The following is a 17,852-nucleotide window of genomic DNA, read 5'->3' as shown; positions in this document are numbered from 1 at the left end:
TCAGGGATTTATGCACCAGGCGCAACACCCGCATCATCAAACCGGCGTTCCAGGTTGACGAACTTATTATATTCTTTTACAAAAGCGAGTGAGACGGTCCCGACCGGGCCGTTTCTTTGTTTTGCAATAATGATTTCAATGATGTTTTTATTCTCAGATTCTTTGTCATAGTAATCATCACGGTACAGGAACGCAACGATATCGGCGTCCTGCTCGATACTTCCCGATTCCCGGATGTCCGACATCATCGGACGCTTATCCTGGCGCTGCTCGACGCCCCGGGAAAGCTGTGAAAGAGCGATGACCGGAACTTCAAGCTCCCTCGCCAGCGCTTTCAGCGCACGGGATATTTCCGACACTTCCTGCTGGCGGTTGTCACTTGATCTTCCGCTTCCCTGGATGAGCTGCAGGTAGTCGATCAAAATCATGCCGAGGCCGTTCTCCTGCTTTAACCGTCTGCACTTGGAACGGATTTCGCTGACACGGATCCCCGGTGTATCATCGATGAAAATTCCGCTGTTTGATAAGCTTCCCATCGCCATTGTCAGCTTGCCCCAATCCTCTTCCGTCAGGTTTCCGGTCCGGAGATTCTGGGCGTTGATGTTGCCTTCCGCACAGAGCATCCGCATGACCAGCTGCTCGGCTCCCATCTCAAGACTGAAGATCGCGACGCTTTCATCGGTTTTTGTCGCCACGTTTTGGGCGATGTTTAAGGCAAAAGCGGTTTTACCGACGGACGGACGGGCGGCTACGATGATCAAATCGTTTCTCTGAAAGCCCGCCGTCATCCTGTCAAGCTCGGTAAAACCTGTCGGGATCCCGGTGATGTCCCCTTTTCTGTTGTGGAGCTGTTCAATATTATCGTAAGTTTGAACGAGCACGTCTTTAATATTTTGAAAGGCCCCGGAGTTTTTACGCTGGGCGACTTCCATAATCGTTTTTTCTGCTTCGCTTAAGAGGTCTTCGACTTCATCCTCCCTTGTATATCCGTCTTGGGCAATCGTCGTTGCCGTACGGATCAAGCGGCGGAGAATCGATTTTTCTTCCACGATTTTTGCATAATACTCTATATTAGCCGCAGTCGGCACAGAATTTGCAATATCCGTCAAATAAGAAATACCGCCAACCTCTTCCAAAAGGTCCGTGTTCGCAAGCTCTGATGTTACCGTCACCAGGTCTACAGGCTCGCCGCGGTCTCCAAGAACAAGCATGGCGTTATATATTTTTTGGTGCGACATTCTGTAAAAATCATCTGGAATCAAGACTTCTGACGCCAAAGTTAAAGCTGATGGTTCTAAAAAAACAGCACCTAACACGGCCTGTTCGGCTTCGATATTTTGTGGCGGCAGCCTGTCATTCAGAAGATCTGTCATGTTAAGCACCGTCCTCCCATTTAAAAATAATCCAACGTCTATTTTACCATTTTTACAGAAAAAAAATAGACTCGCTTTTTGTAGAAATATTTTCATAGAGAGGGAGAACGGCAGTCAGGATGTTTGCTCCCCTGATCTATCCGGGAAATAAATCAGTAAACAAGTTTCGGGAGGTTGTTTTTCATGAAGGTCTATACGGTGTCACCAAATGCCGAGACAGACGGATGGTTTTTGAAACTGGAAGATACGGCGCCTGTTGAGCTTTATGACACAAGGGCAGAGGCCGTGGAAAAAGGAGAAGAGATGGCGAAAGAGAATCGTCCTGCGAAGCTTGTCATCTATGACCGGCAGGACAACAAAGAAGACGAACGGTCTTATTAAACACCTCGGCCGAGGTGTTTTTTTAAGATTCCACAATTAATCCAGCCGGCTGTTCCAATTGTGTTTCAAGAGCATGCCGACCATCAAATCAGTCGCATGCTGGTACAAATCCCATTCTTCATAGGCCGCAAATTTCATCCGCAGCGTTTGCAGCACATTGCGCATATCTTTGTACTCTTCAAATGTGTAAAGCCCTTTCGCTCTAACCTGCTGTTCATACAATTTCTTTTTCAGCCCTGATATTGTCGAATTCAAGACGATCACCTCCACTTTATTTATATCGCTTTTTTCTTTTTCTTCCAACTCACTTGTCATATGATGTTACAATAAATATTGGAGTCAATATTCACTGTTGCGTACTCTGCGCGCTGGGGTACAATATAAAATGGAGGACTTTATGAAACCTTTACAAATATCTGCCGAAACGGCGCAAAAACTTTCGGAAACCTTAAATCTTCCTCTTGAACAAATCATGCATATGCCGCAGCATATCCTGCTTGCGAAAATTGCCGAAATTCAGAAGCAAGATCAAAAAAGTAACCTTGGATGATGTTCCGGGTTTCTTTTTCATGTCACTTTTCCACCTGAAAGCAAAGGAGAATACATCATGCATTACATTGACGCTCGACGCGCCCGTTTGAACAATATTTTTTTGATTGCAGGAATCATATTTATCGCTTTTAATTTAAGACCGGCTATTACAGCTGTCGGGCCATTGATCAGTTCGATCCGCTCTGATATGGATTTGACGAACGGCATGGCAGGCTTCTTGACGACGCTGCCGCTGTTATCTTTCGCCATCCTGTCCCCAATCACCCCTAAGCTCGGTCAGAAGCTGGGCAACGAGAGAACCCTCTGGGTCGGATTGGTCATCTTATTGATCGGGATTTTGCTGCGCTCTTACGGAGAATCTTTCACATTATTTGCAGGAACCGCATTGATCGGAGTCGGCATCGCCATCTGCAATGTGCTGCTGCCCAGCCTGATCAAACATAAATTTCCTGACAAAGCGGGAATTATGACCAGTTTCTATACGACCGCCATGTCGATTTTTGCGGCGCTCGCTTCAGGGATCAGCATTCCGCTGTCGCACGGTTTAGCGTGGGGATGGAGCGCGTCGCTCATGGTCTGGGCGGGCCTCGCGTTTGTTGCGATTTTGATTTGGGTTCCCCAGCTCCGCTATCATGATACGGGAAACCGTACGGTCAGCTTAAAGGGGAACGGCCAAACGGTCTGGCGCTCGAAAATTGCCTGGCAGGTCACATTCTTTATGGGCATACAGTCGTTCTTGTTTTACTGCACAATCGCCTGGCTGCCTGAAATTCTCCGCTCACACGGGATGAGCATGTCCCTTGCCGGCTGGATGCTGTCGCTGATGCAGTTTGCCAGCCTCCCGTCGACATTTTTGACTCCGGTTCTCGCCGGGCGGTTTCGAAACCAAAAAAGCATCGTGCTGGCCCTCGGCATCCTATACTTGGCGGGGATGTCAGGGCTATTGTACGGAGGCAATACAGCGATGCTGACGCTTTGGGTTATTTTAATCGGGATCGGACAAGGGTCCAGCATCAGTTTAGCCTTGACTTTAATCGGGCTGAGAAGCGAAAATGCCGATCAAGCCGCGGCATTATCAGGGATGTCGCAATCTGCCGGGTATTTGCTGGCAGCGATTGGTCCAAGCTTTGTCGGTTTTCTTTACGATCATATGCACTCATGGAACGGACCGATTTTACTGTTCATCGGGGCGCTGGTCGCTTTGATCGGTGCAGGACTCGGTGCGGGAAGAAATCAATATATCTATGCTAAAGCAGCATAACGAAGCCGGCAGATGAGCCGGCTTTTTTTTGGAATATAACCTGACAACACAGCGGTCAGATGAAGCTTGATGCTGTATGATCAAACTTGACAAAAATAATTCACTTAATGGTCTAGACAACTAGAGTTGTAATGTTCTATACTGATGATAACGTTTTCAAGAAAGGACTTTTGACTGTGAAAACCAAACCTTCTCAACGCTATATTTTTAAACATCTTCATATTTACAGTGAAAATGGAACGATAGAAGACGGATTTCTTCTGACGAACGGAGAAAAAATCGAGACTTACGGACCAATGGCTGATATTCCTGCTTCAGCCGCAACGGCAGAACAGCTGACATTTCCGGAGAACTTCAAAGTGCTGCCGGGCATGATTGATGTTCATATTCACGGAGCAAACGGCGCAGATGTTATGGATGGAACAGCCGAGGCTTTGCAAACCATGGCTGAAGCCCTGCCGAAAGAAGGAACGACAAGCTTTCTGGCAACGACGATGACCCAAGATAAAGCCACGATCGAGCATGCGCTGGCAAACGTTCACCGGTATAAGGAAGCCGGCGGACAGCCCGGAACCGCTGAAGTATTAGGCGTTCACTTAGAAGGCCCTTTTATTTCAGAAAAGCGGTGCGGCGCCCAGCCGCCGGATGACATTATACCGCCGGATCTTTCGTTATTTAAAGAATGGCAGCGCCTCTCGGGGAATAACATTAAATTAGTCACACTTGCGCCAGAGCTGGAAGGGTCTTTGGAACTGATTTCCTTTTTAAGAGAAACAGGTGTCACGGCATCCGCCGGCCACTCCGACGCCGGCCTCAAAGAAATGGAAGCCGGGATTAAGGCAGGCCTCTCACATGTCACCCATTTGTTCAACGGCATGCGGGGGCTGCACCACCGCGAGCCGGGGACGGCAGGAAGCGCCCTTCTTCATGATGAACTGAAGGCCGAAGTCATTGCCGACGGCATTCATGTTCACCCTGCCGTCATCAAGCTGGCATTTCAGCAAAAACAGAAAGAAGGCATCATTTTAATTACGGATGCCATGCGTGCAAAATGCTTAAAAAATGGAACCTATACATTAGGCGGACAGGAGGTGTTCGTGAAAGGCGAAAAAGCCGTTTTACAGGATGGTACGCTTGCCGGCAGCATCTTGAAGATGAACCAGGCTGCTCTGAACATGATCGATTTTACGGGGTGTTCACTCGAAGATATCGTCTACATGACAGCGGTCAATCCTGCCAGACAGCTTCATGTGTTTGACCGGAAAGGCAGCATACGGAGCGGGAAAGATGCCGATTTGATCGTTTTAAATGAAAAAAATGAAGTTGTGATGACGCTTTGCAAAGGCGTGATTGCATACAGCAAAAGGGAGGTTTCACCATGAAGATCATTGAAGCTAAAGATTATCAGGACATGAGCCAAACAGCCGCCCGATTCATCATCGAGAAAGTGAATCGCTTATCTGCACCTGTTCTCGGCCTTGCAACCGGAGGAACGCCTCTTGGCACATATCAGGGTTTAAGGGAAGATCATGCGCATAACAAAACGACTTACAAGCACGTCTATACCGTTAACTTAGACGAGTATGTCGGCGTTTCCCCGGATGATGAAAACAGCTATACATTCTATATGAAAAAACAGCTTTTCGATCACATTGACATCCCGCTCAGCCATACTCATCTTCCGGACGGGATGGCTTGTGACCTGGACGCCGAATGCAGCCGCTATGAAGCGCTGATCGAGCGGCTTGGAGGCATTGATCTTCAAGTGCTCGGCCTCGGCTTGAACGGTCACATTGGATTTAACGAGCCGGGCACCCCATTTTCATCGAAAACGCATACGGTTGAACTGACACAATCAACGAAAGAAGCAAATGCCCGTTATTTTGATTCCTATGACGCCGTCCCTTCGCAAGCAATAACGATGGGCATATCCACGATTATGAAAAGCAAGCAGATCCTGCTGCTCGTTTCAGGGGAGAAAAAAGCCGGCATCCTGGCGAAGCTGCTCAGTGAAGAACCAAATGAAGACACCCCCGCTTCCGTCTTAAAAACGCACCAGGACGTCGTCATCATAGCGGACAGCGATGCTTTATCAATCGTGAAAGAAAGGGGTATGGCCTTTTGATCAAAAAAGATTCCCACATTCCGATTTACTATCAGATTGAAACCGAGATTAAAAAGCTTGCCGAAACAAAAGATTTGAAACCCGGCGATCTCATTCCTTCTGAAAGAGAGTTCGCAGAAAAATATGAGGTAAGCAGGATGACCGTTCGGCAGGCGGTCAACAATCTCGTCAATGAAGGCATTCTCGTCCGCCAGCGGGGAAAAGGGACATTTATTGCCGAGCCTAAAATTGAGCAGCCTCTCAAAGGATTGACAAGCTTTTCCGAGGACATGAAATCAAGAGGCATGAGACCCGGCACGAAAATGCTCGGCTTCGGCGTCATCCCGTGTGACCAGAGCACAGCGCGCAAACTGGAGATACGTGAGGGGGCTTCCGTCTATGAAGTCAAACGGATCCGCCTCGCCGATGATATCCCGATGGCTTATGAAATCTCCTATTTGCCCGCCGATATCATCAACGGCCTGACCGAAGACATTATGAGCGCATCTTTGTATGACTATGTCGAAAATACGCTCTCCCTTACGATTGACCGAGCCGCGCAAACACTCGAGCCGGCGATTGCCTCTCCGGCAGAAAGCGAGCCTCTCGACATCGAGGAAGGCGCACCCGTCCTGCTCATCGAACGCTTGAGCTATTTGGACGACGGCAGACCGTTTGAAGTGGTCAAATCCGTTTACAGAGGCGACCGCTATAAATTCGTCATCGATATGAAGAGGAAAGACCAATGAGGAAAACAGAGGATACGAACGACAAAAGCACAGCACTTGATGAAATGAATGCTTTAGATATCGTCACCTTGATGAATGAGGAAGACCATACAGTCCCTCGCGCGATTACACCCTGCCTTCCCCTGATCGCCGAGGCGGCGGAGACGATTGTCAGCCGTTTTGAGCAAGGAGGAAGAGTGTTTACAGCAGGCGCCGGCACAAGCGGCAGAATCGCAGTCCTTGATGCGGCAGAACTGCCGCCGACCTTCTCTATTGACGAAAGCCGTTGGACCGGCCTGATCGCCGGCGGATATGACGCGATGTGGACGCCTCTTGAAGAAAATGAAGATGACCGTGAAAAAATCGTCGCTGAACTGAAAGCGCAATCATTCTCGAAAGATGACGTCTTAATCGGCGTCACAGCGAGCGGTTCGACACCTTATGTCCTCGGCGCTTTATCCTATGCCAAACAGCTCGGAGCCGCGTCTGTTTCGATCAGTTGCAACGCGGATACAGAAGCAGGCAAATTAAGCGATATCGCGATTGAGGTTCAAACAGGACCGGAAATTATCCGCGGTTCAACACGGCTGAAAGCAGGAACCGCTCAGAAAATGATCTTGAACATGCTGTCAACAACGGCAATGGTGAGGCTTGGCCGCGTCTATCAAAACGAGATGGTGAATATGAGACTGCTCAATCAAAAATTGGCCGGGCGCGCTGTCACCATTCTGATGAATACTACCGGGTTATCGCAGGATGAGGCCCTGCAAGCATTAAAAGAAAGCGGCAATGACATCAAGGCAGCGATCTTTATGGTGTTGACAAGCGGAACGCTTGAGGATGCCCGCCGCTGTTTATCACACGAAAATGGACATTTGAAAAAAGCGATTCAATATCATCGAAAGGGGTTTTAACTATGTTGGGATTTCTTCAAAATATCGGCCGCGCGCTCATGCTGCCGATTGCCGTTCTTCCTGCTGCGGGCCTCCTGCTCGCACTGGGAAGGGAAGACCTGTTAAACATTCCGTTTATCGCCGCTTCAGGACAATCGATTCTTGACCAACTGCCGATCATCTTTGCGATAGGCGTTGCAATCGGGTTGTCAAAGGATGGCCACGGGGCCGCCGCACTGTCCGGAGCCATCGGTTATTTTGTCCTGACAGGCGGCTTAGCAGCCATCAATAAGGACCTGAACATGGGGGTTCTCGGCGGGATTATTTCAGGTGTTGTCGCCGCCGTCATGTATAACCGCTTTAAAGATGCGAAGCTGCCTGACTGGCTCGGGTTCTTCGGCGGAAAACGCAGCGTTCCGATTATGACAGCCTTCTGTTCCATCATTCTTGCAGGCATTTTCGGCTTCGTCTGGATTTACGCACAGCAGGCAATTGACGCCATTGGAGGATGGATCATTCATGCGGGGGCATTAGGGGTCGGGATATTCGGTCTTTTAAACAGGCTGCTTCTGCCGCTCGGCCTTCATCACATCTTAAACAATATGGTTTGGATGGTTTTTGGAGAATTTGCGGGCAAAACGGGTGACATGAACCGGTTCTTTGCCGGAGATCCAAGCGCTGGCGCCTTTATGACAGGGTTCTTCCCGATCATGATGTTCGGTCTTCCTGCGGCATGTCTGGCAATGATCGCCGCCGCGAAAAAGCATCGCCGCAAAGCAACGGCCGGATTGCTGATCGGATTGGCGTTCACATCATTTTTAACCGGTATCACGGAGCCGATTGAGTTCACATTCATGTTCCTGTCGCCGCTGCTCTTCGGTATTCACGCCTTGTTAACCGCAAGCGCCATGACCGTAACCAATATGTTCGGCATCCATCACGGCTTTACCTTTTCAGCCGGGACGATCGACTATCTCTTAAACTTTGGAATCGCCACAAAGCCGCTGCTCTTGCTGCCGCTCGGTCTTGTATACGGCATTATTTATTTCATCATCTTTTATTTCTTGATTACGAAGCTCAATTTGAAAACGCCTGGACGAGAAGATGACGATGAGCAGGAAAATACACCTGTCAGCCCTGACACAGGATCGTCCAAATACGAAACCCTTGCGGACAAATACATCGAAGCACTTGGCGGAAAAGAAAACATCGAGACGCTGAACAACTGTGTGACCCGTCTCCGCCTCAAGGTCCGCGATGCTTCCAAGTTGGATGAAAGCGCGATGAAAGCCATGGGAGCGAAAGGCTTCGTAAAGCTCAATCAGCACGAGGTGCAGGTGATCATCGGTACAGACGTCGAATTCTTGGCGAATGAAATGAGAAAACATATGGAATAAAAGATAAAGCCCCTTCATCCGGAAGGGGCTTTGTTATTTTATGATTGCTCTTTCACGTGAACTTTCAGTGTTGCTTGTACTTCAGGGTGGAGTTTCACGGGAACATTCGTATATCCCAATGAGCGAATCGCATCATTTAATTCGATTTTGCGCTTGTCGACTTTTAACTGATGGCCTTTTTGCAGTGCATCCGCGATTTGTTTGCTTGTCACGGAGCCGAATAGACGGCCGCCTTCTCCAGACTTGGCTGAAAGCTCCACCGTAATGTCCTCAAGCTGTTTTTTCAGTTCTTTCGCAGATTTTAGTTCTTCAGCCGCTTCTTTCTTCTCTTTTTTCTTCTGACCTTCAAGTACGCTGATATTGGCTGATGTCGCTTCAACAGCCAGCCCTTTTTTGATCAAAAAGTTGTGCGCGTATCCATCCGCTACATTTTTCACTTCGCCTTTTTTCCCTTTGCCTTTAACATCCTGTAAGAAAATTACCTTCATTTCTGAATGCCTCCTTCGAAATACTCGTCAATCGCTTCTTTCAGTCGGTGGAGCGTTTCTTCAACCGTGATATCGGTCAGCTGTGTCGCGGCATTGGTTAAATGACCGCCGCCCTCGAGCGCTTCCATGATGATTTGAACATTCACTTCGCCGAGCGATCTCGCACTGATGCATACCGTGTTCTCGTCTCTTCTCGCCACAGCAAATGACGCTTCGACATCGCTCATGGACAGGAGAGAATCCGCGGCTTGCGCAATGATAACCTGGTCAAAATATTCGTCCGCCTCATCGTCCGGCAGCGATGCGATGGCGATGCCTTTTTGATAAAAAACGGTATGTTGTATAAGCTTCGCCCTTTTAATATAATGATCGGCCGTTTCTTTTAAAAACTTTTGCACCAATACGGTGTCAGCGCCTTTTGCACGCAGGTATGACGCCGCATCGAACGTACGGGAGCCGGTGCGCAGCGAGAAGCTCTTCGTATCGACAATAATCCCGGCCAAAAGGGCTGTTGCTTCGATCATGTTGATTTTTAAGCGCTTCGGCTGGTACTCGAGCAGCTCTGTTACAAGCTCCGCTGTAGATGAAGCGTACGGCTCCATATAGACAAGCAGCGGGTCTTTAATAAACTCTTCCCCTCTTCTATGATGATCGATAACGACGATATTTTCAATTTTATTGACCAGCCTTTCTTCAATGACAAAGGAAGGCTTATGCGTATCAACGATCACGAGCAGCGTGTCGTCTTTCGCGATCTCAAGTGCCTCTTCCGGCGTAATAAATCTGGACCACAGTTCTTCGTATTTTTTAATTTCCCCGATCAGCCTTTGAACGCTTGCGCCGATCTGATTGGAGTCGATCACGACAAAACCGTCTTTGCCGTTTGCTTGTGCGACCTTCAAAATCCCGATGGCTGATCCGATCGAATCCATATCGGGAAACTTATGACCCATGATAATCACATTGCTGCTTTCAGAGACAATCTCCTTGAGGGCATGTGAAATGACCCGGGCTCTGACGCGCGTCCGTTTTTCCATTGGATTCGTCTTACCGCCGTAAAACTTCACTTTCCCGTTCGGCTGTTTGATTGCCACCTGATCTCCTCCGCGTCCCAGCGCCAAGTCAAGGCTGGATTGCGCCAGATCGCCGAGCTCTTTCAATGATGCAACAGATGCACCGATTCCGATGCTTAACGTCAAAGAAATCGTATGAACGGACGTCTTCTCCCGAACTTCATCAAGAATCGAAAACTTTGATGCTTCGAGCTCGCTTAAAATATGTTCGTTTAATACACCGATAAACCGCTCAGAGGAAACTCGTTTTAAGAAAATGCCGTACTCTTGGGCCCACTGGTTCAAAAGCGATGTCACTTCACTGTTTATCGAGCTTCTTGTCTGGTCATCAAGCCCTTGTGTCACATCGTCGTAATTATCGAGAAAGATGTAGGCTAGGACTGTTCTTTCATTTTCGTATTGTTTTTCAATCTGCGTCTGCTCTGTGACATCAAAGAAATAAAGCAGTTTTTCTTCCCGTTTGATGACCACATTAAATTTCCGCTCATTCAGTGTAATCGTTTCTGTGTCCACTTCCTGTTTAATCAAAGGGACGACAGATTCACAAGTATCATAAAGCGACCGGCCGACAAGCGTATTTTCATTAAAGCATGATGCCATAAAAGGATTGGCCCACTCGATATAGTACTGATCGTTAAACAGCATGATCCCGATCGGCATTTCAAGCAGCGCCTCTTCCCCGACTTTTTTCAGACGGTAAGACAGCGTCGATATATAATCGTCCAGCTCTTTTCTGATTTGGGAGTCAGCCCGTCTCAAAAAGTACAAAATGACACCAAGAATGAGAACGCCGGCCGCCCCTGCCACCCAATTAAAATAAATGTTGATGAGGACAGAAATGATTGTGACGACGATTAAAGAATATATGGGGTATCGAAATAACGGTTTTTCATAAAAACTTGGCACTCAAATCAACTCCTCACCATTGGAGAACATCGTGGCTACGATTTTTTTACTCTTTCTCTCAAGTTAAAGCCTATGTCAATTATACCTAAGATGCGAACAAGGTACATCAGGGGCGAAAACAACCCGATAATTAAAAAAAGAACCGGCAGGACAGTTGGCAGTTTCTTGGCATGGCAAAAGTAAAACACAAATGAAAACCCTTGGATGATCAAGACAAAGCCCATGATGAGACTCGCATTTAACAGAACGGAGGAATATACACTGCCCTCTTCAACAGGAGCCAGCGACAGAAGAATCGTCAATAAATAAATCCAAATTATGCTTTGCGGAAGCCTCATATCCCTGAACGGTTTCAAAGACGGTAATTGTATGATGCGCCGCAGCACCGGCTTTGCGAGCAGGTGATTCAAAAATGCGGTGATTCCTGAAAATATCACAATGGCCGTCGGATATAAATATTGCGCCTGTTTGAATTGTTCATTTAGCAATTCGATCTGCTTAGCCGTCTCTTTATCATTTCCAAACGGTTTGATACTCGATTCAAAGGTTTTGATTGTTTCATTATATGCTTGATTGGCCGTCTCTATTAAGTTTAGCCCAAGAAACTGAATGCTGATGAAAAGCAGCAGCACGAATGAAACCATGTATGTAACGGCTGCTGCAGCAATCGCTTGAGCTGGCTCTTTTCTTCTGTAGCAATAGCCCATGATCACGCCTGCAGCACTTAATGGAACGGCAAACATCAGTCCACCTAAGGAACCGACAATCAATGAAACGGGTAAACTGATCAACCCCACCGAAATCCCCGGCTTTAGACCGTGCCTGATCGTTTGAACCATTGCAGGCAGCGGCAGCGTCAATAAAAGAATGGTGCCGATGAAAGGAATATAGAGGCTGATCATCAGCAAAACGGCAAAAATACTGACCATGATAGCGCCTTCTACTAAAGCTCTTGTTTGTTTCACTTGTTCACCTCGTATGTTTAAATGTCATGAATCAAAAAGAGCAGCATAGACGACTGCTCTTTTCTAACGCCGCAATTTCATTTTCAAATAAAGACGATGAGATGAGCAGGTCTCGGCCTTCTCTCATTGTTTCTTTATTCTAACATAAGGTCAAATCGCAAGTAAAACGATCATAAGGCTTGAGAAAGCGAGTCAATGTTCCATGTGAAACACTGTCAGTCCAGAAACCCCGACTTCTCTTTATTTTTCTTTCTCGCTTTTCTGATCAACAACAATATAATCAAAATTGCGATCAGAAGCGTCACGCGAAGCCCGCCGCTCAAGAATAGAAAAAAGTCCTTCAACACATCCAACACATTGATCACCTCTTATTGTTATCACTCAGATGCAAAAATCCCGTATTATTTGACTTCCCCTTTCCAAAACGTTCTAAAACGTCCCTCTGATTCCTTCTATTAACCTTTAGACGGTAATGGGCATATGCTGACTAAGAAAAAGCAATAAAGGAGAATATGAATGACAACAAAAACATTAGCTTGGCATGAAACGTTGGAGTTGCATGAACTAATTGCGGCACAGTCTGTCGGACTGGTCAAGATCAAGAAAAGCATGAAAAAAATCAGCGATCCTCAGTTAAGACAGCTTTACAGCGTGTCAGCAAAGGCATTGGAGCAAAATTTAAGGGAGCTTCTGCCCTTTTTGCCAAAAGCCCCGGCATTTCAGCGGGAGGAAGAACGGGCCGACCTGTATTTTGATGCGGGCGATCTGTTAGTATTGGCGAAAACGACCGTTCGAAATTATGCGATTGCGATCACGGAAACGGCGACGCCCGAGCTCAGGAGAGTGCTTGTTAAACAAATCAATGCGGCCATTAAATTGCATGAACAAATTTTTTATTTTATGTACCAGAAAGGCTTATATCCCGCCTACAACCTCGTCGAGCTGCTAAAAGGCGACGCCATGCACGCGCAAAAGGCAATATCGATGAGATAAAAAAGCCAGCGAGGATAGAATCCTCACTGGCTCTGTTTTTTGCTATTTTACGATTAAAACCGGACACTTCACTCTTTTCGCCACTTTATGGCTGACACTTCCCAGCACCATTTCCTGCAAAGTGTTCAGCCCCCTGCTTCCGATAATCACGATATCAACATCATGATGGTTGGCGTACGATACTATCGTCGGGCCCGGATCCCCGTGCTGCATCGTCATTTGATAGGGAACGGCCGATTGTTTGAATTTATTTTCTATCGACAGCAGCCTGCTGCGCCGTTCACGTTCGAGTTCTGCACGGTTCTCGCTATGCAGGACTTCATGTTTTGCTTTCGCATAATCCAATACATAAATAACGTCGACGACCGCCTGCTTTGACATGGAAGCCAAATGAATCGCATGATCGGCCGCTCTTTCAGAATGCTTTGAGCCGTCAGCAGCCAGCAATATATTTCTATACACCCTTCATCACCCGTTTCTTAGTGATTTGACACTGAACGATGAGGCTGATCATAAGTTGCTAATTTTTCGACCAGCTTCCAGCTGGACTCATTTAAACCAATCAAGTCAACGTCTATTCCCTGATCTTTCATTTTCAAAACGACTTTATCGATAGCCGCCACAGCGGAATCATCCCATATATGGGCCTCTGAAAAATCAAGAATGACCTTTTTCGTTTGCTCATCCGTTTTAAAAGACTTTACGAAATCTTGAACAGATGCAAAGAAAACTTGTCCTTTGATGATGTACTTAATCGCATGTTCTTCTGACTTTTCTTCAATTTTCAATTTGGAAATTTTCGCCACAAAGAAGATCGCGCTCAAAATAACGCCGGCGAAAACCCCTTTTGATAAATCGTGGGTCGCCACAACGGTAATAACGGTCACAAGCATGACAATGGAATCCGTCAGCGGCACCTTTCTTAACATGCTGAACGAAGACCAGTCAAACGTACCGATCGATACCATAATCATCACACCGGCCAAGGCCGCCATCGGAATCTGTACGACCCAGTCGCCCAGCACCAAGATCAAAAACATTAAGAAAACGCCGGCAACAAAGGTGGACAAGCGGCCTCTTCCTCCTGATTTTACATTGATCACAGACTGGCCGATCATCGCGCATCCCGCCATGCCTCCGAAAAACCCGGCGACAATGTTGGCGATGCCCTGTCCGCGGCTTTCCCTGTTTTTGTCGCTTTCCGTATCCGTCATATCATCAACAATAGAAGAGGTTAATAATGACTCAAGCAAGCCGACGATGGAAAGCGCAAAGGCTGTTGGAAAAATAATGGCCAATGTCTCAAAATTGAAAGGAATATTGGGGATCATAAAAGCAGGCAATGATTGCTTCATTTCTCCCAAATCACCGACAGTGCGAAGATCAAAATGGCCGAAAATGGCAAATGCAGTCATCGCAATAATGGCAACAAGTGCAGATGGAACAGCTTTTGTAAAACGGGGAAGAACATAGATAATCAACAACGTAATACCGACCACAACATACGTCATATTTGAAACTCCAACAAAATGAGGAACCTGCGCCATAAAGATTAAAATGGCCAGCGCATTTACGAAACCTACCATAACCGACCGCGGAATAAATTTCATAAAGCGCGCAATCTTCAGCACCCCAAATATCAATTGGATGATTCCCGTTAAAATCGTAGCAGCAAATAAATAATCAAGCCCGTGATCTCTGACCAAAGATCCCATCAAAAGAGCCATCGCCCCGGTCGCGGCTGATATCATCGCCGGACGGCCGCCCGTAAAGGAAATGACAACGGCGATACAAAAAGATGCGTACAAACCTACCATCGGGTCTACACCCGCAATGATGGAAAACGCTATGGCTTCAGGAATGAGAGCAAGCGCTACGACGATACCCGAAAGGATATCCCCCCGTACATTAGAAAACCATTCGCTATTTAATTGTTTAACATTCAAAGATTCAACACCTCGTTCGTAATCATTTGCTTCTAACTCTCATAGAAGCTGATCTGTTTTTAACATGTTTCACTTTAGCAAACCTGTATCAATATGTCTATATGGTATTTTTCTCCGCGCCTGTTTACTGCCCGCAATCCCGTGGAAATGAACACGAAGAAATTAAGAATGTAATTTTAAAAAGAGTCCAATCTAATCATTAGAGGAGGTTTCAATATGGCGCAAGAGCTGGAAAAACGACCGGGACATACAAGATGGTATATTTCTTCTTTATTAAGCAGCATGATCATTTTAAATTACTTTGACCGTGTTGCCATTTCAGTCGCAGCTCCTGCGATACAGGATTCCTTTCAATTGACGGCAACCCAATTAGGCATCGTCTTTTCCATCTATACCTACTCATACACGCTGATGCAGATTCCGGTCGGGAGTCTCTTGGATAAGTACGGCGTTGCCTGGGTGACAAGGGTTGGAATGACCGTATGGAGTTTTCTAACCATTATATTGGCTTTTTTACAGGGGAAATTGCTTCTTTATATTGTCAGATTTTTAATCGGGCTGACGAGTGCTTCAGCTTTTCCTGCCGCTTCCAAAGCCACGGCCTTATGGTTTCCGCCAAATGAGCGCGGCCTTGCCAATTCCCTGTTTGACTCGGCAGCGAAGTTCGCGAATGTCATCGGCGCGCCTCTCGTTGCCTTTTTAGTCACGACATTTGACTGGCGAGCCGCTTTTTTAACGATCGGAATCATCAATGTACTGTTCACCGTATTTTTCTGGTTGTATTATGAACAGCCCGATCGGCACAAACGAATCTCAAAAGAAGAGCTCCATTATATTCAAAAGCATAATGCCGTATCAGATGAAGACATCTCAGAACGGACGCTCATTGCTTTAAAAGCGATGCTGACAAACCGTAAAGCATGGGGACTGATGATCGGATTCACGGGTTACGGCTATACATTCAACCTGCTCTTAACCTGGCTGCCGACTTTCTTTAAAGAAACATACGGAATGGATATTATGTCCTCGGGGCTGTTTACAGCGGTTCCCTGGCTGATATCGACGATTTCCGGAATCGTTGTTGGCGGATGGCTCGTCGATTTTTTAATTCAAAAGGGGCATTCGAATACAAAGGTATACCAGACCGTTATCACAATCGGCATGAGCCTTGGATTTGCCTTTTTGGGAGCTGTTTTCACGCACAACATCACGATTGCGATCATCTGCATTTCCGTCGGCTTAGCCGGAATATCTGCGACGGCGCCTGTCGGTTGGTCGATATCTGCTGATATTGCACCGGTAGGTTCCATCTCTCTGCTCAGCTCAATGGTCAATTTGGCAAATAACTTATTCGGAGGGATTATTGCGGTTTCATTAACGGGTTATCTGGTCGATGTAACCGGTTCATTTACGCTCAGCTTTTTAGTAGCCGGATTTGTATTACTGCTTGGGCTCGTGTTCTATCTTGCAGTCCTCGGCGATATAAAACGGATTCAGATTGGCAAGCAGGAAACCTGAATGCTGCAGGAAACGACCCGGCTTTTGATGAATTAAAAAAAGAACAAGACCGTATTGGGTCTTGTTCCTTTTATCGGCTTACTCGCCTGCTACGTATGGAAGTAAAGCCATTTGACGAGCGCGTTTGATTGCAACAGTCAATTTACGTTGGTATTTCGCGCTTGTTCCTGTTACACGACGTGGTAAGATTTTACCGCGCTCAGAGATAAATTTTCTAAGAAGATCTACATCTTTGTAGTCGATGTGCGTAATGCCGTTAGAAGTGAAATAACACACTTTACGGCGTTTCGCACGACCGCCTCTGCGTCCTCCTGCCATCGTTATTTCCCTCCTTTCTATTCTGTTTTTTTATTCGTCCGTCATCCATTAAAATGGCAAGTCGTCATCAGAGATGTCAATCGGCTTTCCATCGTTTGCGAATGGATCGTCATTGAAGCTGTTGCCTTGATTGCGATTCTGATTGTTTTGACTGCCGCCGAATGGAGCCGGTTCATTCTGTCCGCCGCCAAAGTGTTGGCCTCCCTGGCCTCCGCTGTAACCGCCGGAACCAGAACCGCCGCCTTTAGGCTCCAGAAATTGAACACTTTCAGCTTGAACTTCCGTGACGTATACACGCTGTCCCTGCTGATTTTCATAGCTGCGCGTTTGCAAACGTCCATCTACACCCGCAAGACTTCCTTTTTTAAGGAAATTTGCAACGTTTTCGGCTTGTCTTCTCCAGACAACACAGTTGATGAAATCAGCTTCACGTTCACCCTGCTGATTCGTAAACGTACGATTGACAGCAAGCGTAAAGGTGGCAACAGCTGCACCGCTTGGAGTATAACGAAGCTCTGGGTCCTTTGTCAGTCTGCCGACTAAAACAACTCGGTTAAGCATATTGAGAGACCATCCTTTTGCTTTAGAGTATATAATTCAATTCTGTTTATTCATCTTCTTTAACCACGATGTGGCGAATGATGTCATCACTGATTTTAGCTAAACGGTCAAATTCTTGAACTGCTTCAGCACCAGCTTGAACGTTTAAGATTTGGTAGAATCCGTCGCGGAAATCGTTGATTTCGTATGCAAGACGGCGTTTTCCCCAATCTTTTGTTTCAGTGACCTCCGCACCGTTAGTTGTTAAAATGTTGTTAAAACGCTCAACAACAGCCTTTTTAGACTCTTCATCAACGTCTGGGCGGATGATGTACATGATTTCGTACTTTCTCATTTGTATTTGCACCTCCTTTTGGACTAAGCGGCCCATTATATTGGGCAAGGAGCAATAATCC

At 46.8% G+C, this 17,852-nt stretch carries 21 protein-coding genes; 10 read left to right on the top strand and 11 right to left on the bottom strand.

The features are described from left to right. Nucleotides 1-8 precede the first annotated feature (8 nt). A complete protein-coding gene (gene dnaB, locus BTA31_RS11150; protein WP_020453623.1) occupies nt 9-1,373 on the bottom strand; it encodes a replicative DNA helicase in 1,365 nt (454 codons plus the stop codon). A 183-nt stretch (nt 1,374-1,556) separates the two neighbouring features. Between dnaB and BTA31_RS11145 the strand changes: the two genes are divergently transcribed. Further along, nucleotides 1,557-1,754: a DUF2188 domain-containing protein gene (locus BTA31_RS11145; protein WP_043925016.1), complete on the top strand. Its 198-nt coding sequence runs from the start codon at nt 1,557-1,559 to the stop codon at nt 1,752-1,754. 36 nt (nt 1,755-1,790) lie between these two features. Here BTA31_RS11145 and BTA31_RS11140 read toward each other — a convergent pair whose 3' ends face one another. Continuing rightward, on the bottom strand, nt 1,791-2,018 hold the full coding sequence (locus tag BTA31_RS11140; RefSeq protein ID WP_412055726.1) for a hypothetical protein: 228 nt from the start codon (nt 2,016-2,018) through the stop codon (nt 1,791-1,793). A gap of 133 nt (nt 2,019-2,151) precedes the next feature. Here BTA31_RS11140 and BTA31_RS11135 point away from each other — a divergent pair, with 133 nt between their 5' ends. From BTA31_RS11135 to nagE, 7 genes are all read left to right on the top strand, one after another. Further along, nucleotides 2,152-2,304, top strand: a complete 153-nt coding sequence (locus BTA31_RS11135; RefSeq protein WP_076791557.1) for a YycC family protein — start codon at nt 2,152-2,154, stop codon at nt 2,302-2,304. 57 nt (nt 2,305-2,361) lie between these two features. Next, complete coding sequence (locus BTA31_RS11130) at nt 2,362-3,567, top strand: CynX/NimT family MFS transporter (protein ID WP_076791554.1); 1,206 nt, start codon at nt 2,362-2,364, stop codon at nt 3,565-3,567. A 131-nt stretch (nt 3,568-3,698) separates the two neighbouring features. Next, nucleotides 3,699-4,949: an N-acetylglucosamine-6-phosphate deacetylase gene (nagA, locus tag BTA31_RS11125; RefSeq protein WP_083698298.1), complete on the top strand. Its 1,251-nt coding sequence runs from the start codon at nt 3,699-3,701 to the stop codon at nt 4,947-4,949. Then, entirely contained in the window at nt 4,946-5,692 is a 747-nt protein-coding gene (gene nagB / locus BTA31_RS11120; protein ID WP_076791552.1) for a glucosamine-6-phosphate deaminase, read from the top strand. The genes nagA and nagB overlap by 4 nt, the downstream gene beginning before the upstream one ends. Further along, nucleotides 5,689-6,420, top strand: a complete 732-nt coding sequence (locus BTA31_RS11115) for a GntR family transcriptional regulator (RefSeq protein WP_076791549.1) — start codon at nt 5,689-5,691, stop codon at nt 6,418-6,420. The genes nagB and BTA31_RS11115 overlap by 4 nt, the downstream gene beginning before the upstream one ends. Beyond that, on the top strand, nt 6,417-7,313 hold the full coding sequence (gene murQ / locus BTA31_RS11110) for an N-acetylmuramic acid 6-phosphate etherase (RefSeq protein ID WP_076791546.1): 897 nt from the start codon (nt 6,417-6,419) through the stop codon (nt 7,311-7,313). The genes BTA31_RS11115 and murQ overlap by 4 nt, the downstream gene beginning before the upstream one ends. Before the next feature lie 2 nt (nt 7,314-7,315). Further along, the gene (gene nagE, locus BTA31_RS11105) at nt 7,316-8,689 is read left to right on the top strand and encodes an N-acetylglucosamine-specific PTS transporter subunit IIBC (RefSeq protein ID WP_076791544.1); all 1,374 of its coding nucleotides are present in this window, start codon (nt 7,316-7,318) and stop codon (nt 8,687-8,689) included. Nucleotides 8,690-8,727: 38 nt separating this feature from the next. On the opposite strand, the gene rplI is transcribed toward nagE, so the two are convergent. The 4 genes from rplI to BTA31_RS22900 all read right to left on the bottom strand — a co-directional run bounded on the left by rplI (nt 8,728) and on the right by BTA31_RS22900 (nt 12,477). Then, entirely contained in the window at nt 8,728-9,177 is a 450-nt protein-coding gene (gene rplI, locus BTA31_RS11100) for a 50S ribosomal protein L9 (RefSeq protein ID WP_043925023.1), read from the bottom strand. Beyond that, entirely contained in the window at nt 9,174-11,156 is a 1,983-nt protein-coding gene (locus BTA31_RS11095; protein ID WP_043925024.1) for a DHH family phosphoesterase, read from the bottom strand. Before BTA31_RS11095 ends, rplI begins: the two co-directional genes overlap by 4 nt. 35 nt (nt 11,157-11,191) lie before the next feature. Further along, nucleotides 11,192-12,121 (bottom strand): YybS family protein, encoded by a 930-nt coding sequence (locus BTA31_RS11090; protein WP_076791541.1) that lies wholly within the window; start codon nt 12,119-12,121, stop codon nt 11,192-11,194. 215 nt (nt 12,122-12,336) lie between these two features. Then, nucleotides 12,337-12,477, bottom strand: coding sequence for a hypothetical protein (locus tag BTA31_RS22900; protein ID WP_020453636.1), 141 nt, complete (start codon nt 12,475-12,477; stop codon nt 12,337-12,339). A 160-nt stretch (nt 12,478-12,637) separates the two neighbouring features. On the opposite strand from BTA31_RS22900, the gene BTA31_RS11085 reads away from it, so the two are divergent. Then, nucleotides 12,638-13,114, top strand: a complete 477-nt coding sequence (locus BTA31_RS11085) for a spore coat protein (RefSeq protein ID WP_043925027.1) — start codon at nt 12,638-12,640, stop codon at nt 13,112-13,114. Nucleotides 13,115-13,156: 42 nt separating this feature from the next. Here BTA31_RS11085 and BTA31_RS11080 read toward each other — a convergent pair whose 3' ends face one another. Beyond that, nucleotides 13,157-13,576 carry a universal stress protein gene (locus BTA31_RS11080; protein ID WP_043925028.1) on the bottom strand — a complete coding sequence of 140 codons (420 nt, stop codon included), beginning with the start codon at nt 13,574-13,576 and terminating at the stop codon, nt 13,157-13,159. 17 nt (nt 13,577-13,593) lie between these two features. Beyond that, nucleotides 13,594-15,060, bottom strand: a complete 1,467-nt coding sequence (locus tag BTA31_RS11075) for a SulP family inorganic anion transporter (RefSeq protein WP_076791538.1) — start codon at nt 15,058-15,060, stop codon at nt 13,594-13,596. Between the two features lie 216 nt (nt 15,061-15,276). On the opposite strand from BTA31_RS11075, the gene BTA31_RS11070 reads away from it, so the two are divergent. After that, nucleotides 15,277-16,578 carry an MFS transporter gene (locus BTA31_RS11070; protein WP_076791535.1) on the top strand — a complete coding sequence of 434 codons (1,302 nt, stop codon included), beginning with the start codon at nt 15,277-15,279 and terminating at the stop codon, nt 16,576-16,578. A 78-nt stretch (nt 16,579-16,656) separates the two neighbouring features. Here BTA31_RS11070 and rpsR read toward each other — a convergent pair whose 3' ends face one another. The 3 genes from rpsR to rpsF are packed head-to-tail and all read right to left on the bottom strand — an operon-like array spanning nt 16,657 to nt 17,791. Next, nucleotides 16,657-16,896: a 30S ribosomal protein S18 gene (gene rpsR, locus BTA31_RS11065; protein ID WP_003178022.1), complete on the bottom strand. Its 240-nt coding sequence runs from the start codon at nt 16,894-16,896 to the stop codon at nt 16,657-16,659. A 48-nt stretch (nt 16,897-16,944) separates the two neighbouring features. Beyond that, a complete protein-coding gene (ssbA, locus tag BTA31_RS11060) occupies nt 16,945-17,457 on the bottom strand; it encodes a single-stranded DNA-binding protein SsbA (protein ID WP_003178024.1) in 513 nt (170 codons plus the stop codon). Between the two features lie 46 nt (nt 17,458-17,503). Further along, nucleotides 17,504-17,791: a 30S ribosomal protein S6 gene (rpsF, locus tag BTA31_RS11055; RefSeq protein WP_043925031.1), complete on the bottom strand. Its 288-nt coding sequence runs from the start codon at nt 17,789-17,791 to the stop codon at nt 17,504-17,506. Nucleotides 17,792-17,852 lie beyond the last annotated feature (61 nt).

This window comes from Bacillus haynesii, assembly GCF_001969855.1.
Lineage (GTDB): Bacteria > Bacillota > Bacilli > Bacillales > Bacillaceae > Bacillus > Bacillus haynesii.
This window is presented reverse-complemented; position numbering and strand designations above follow the sequence as displayed.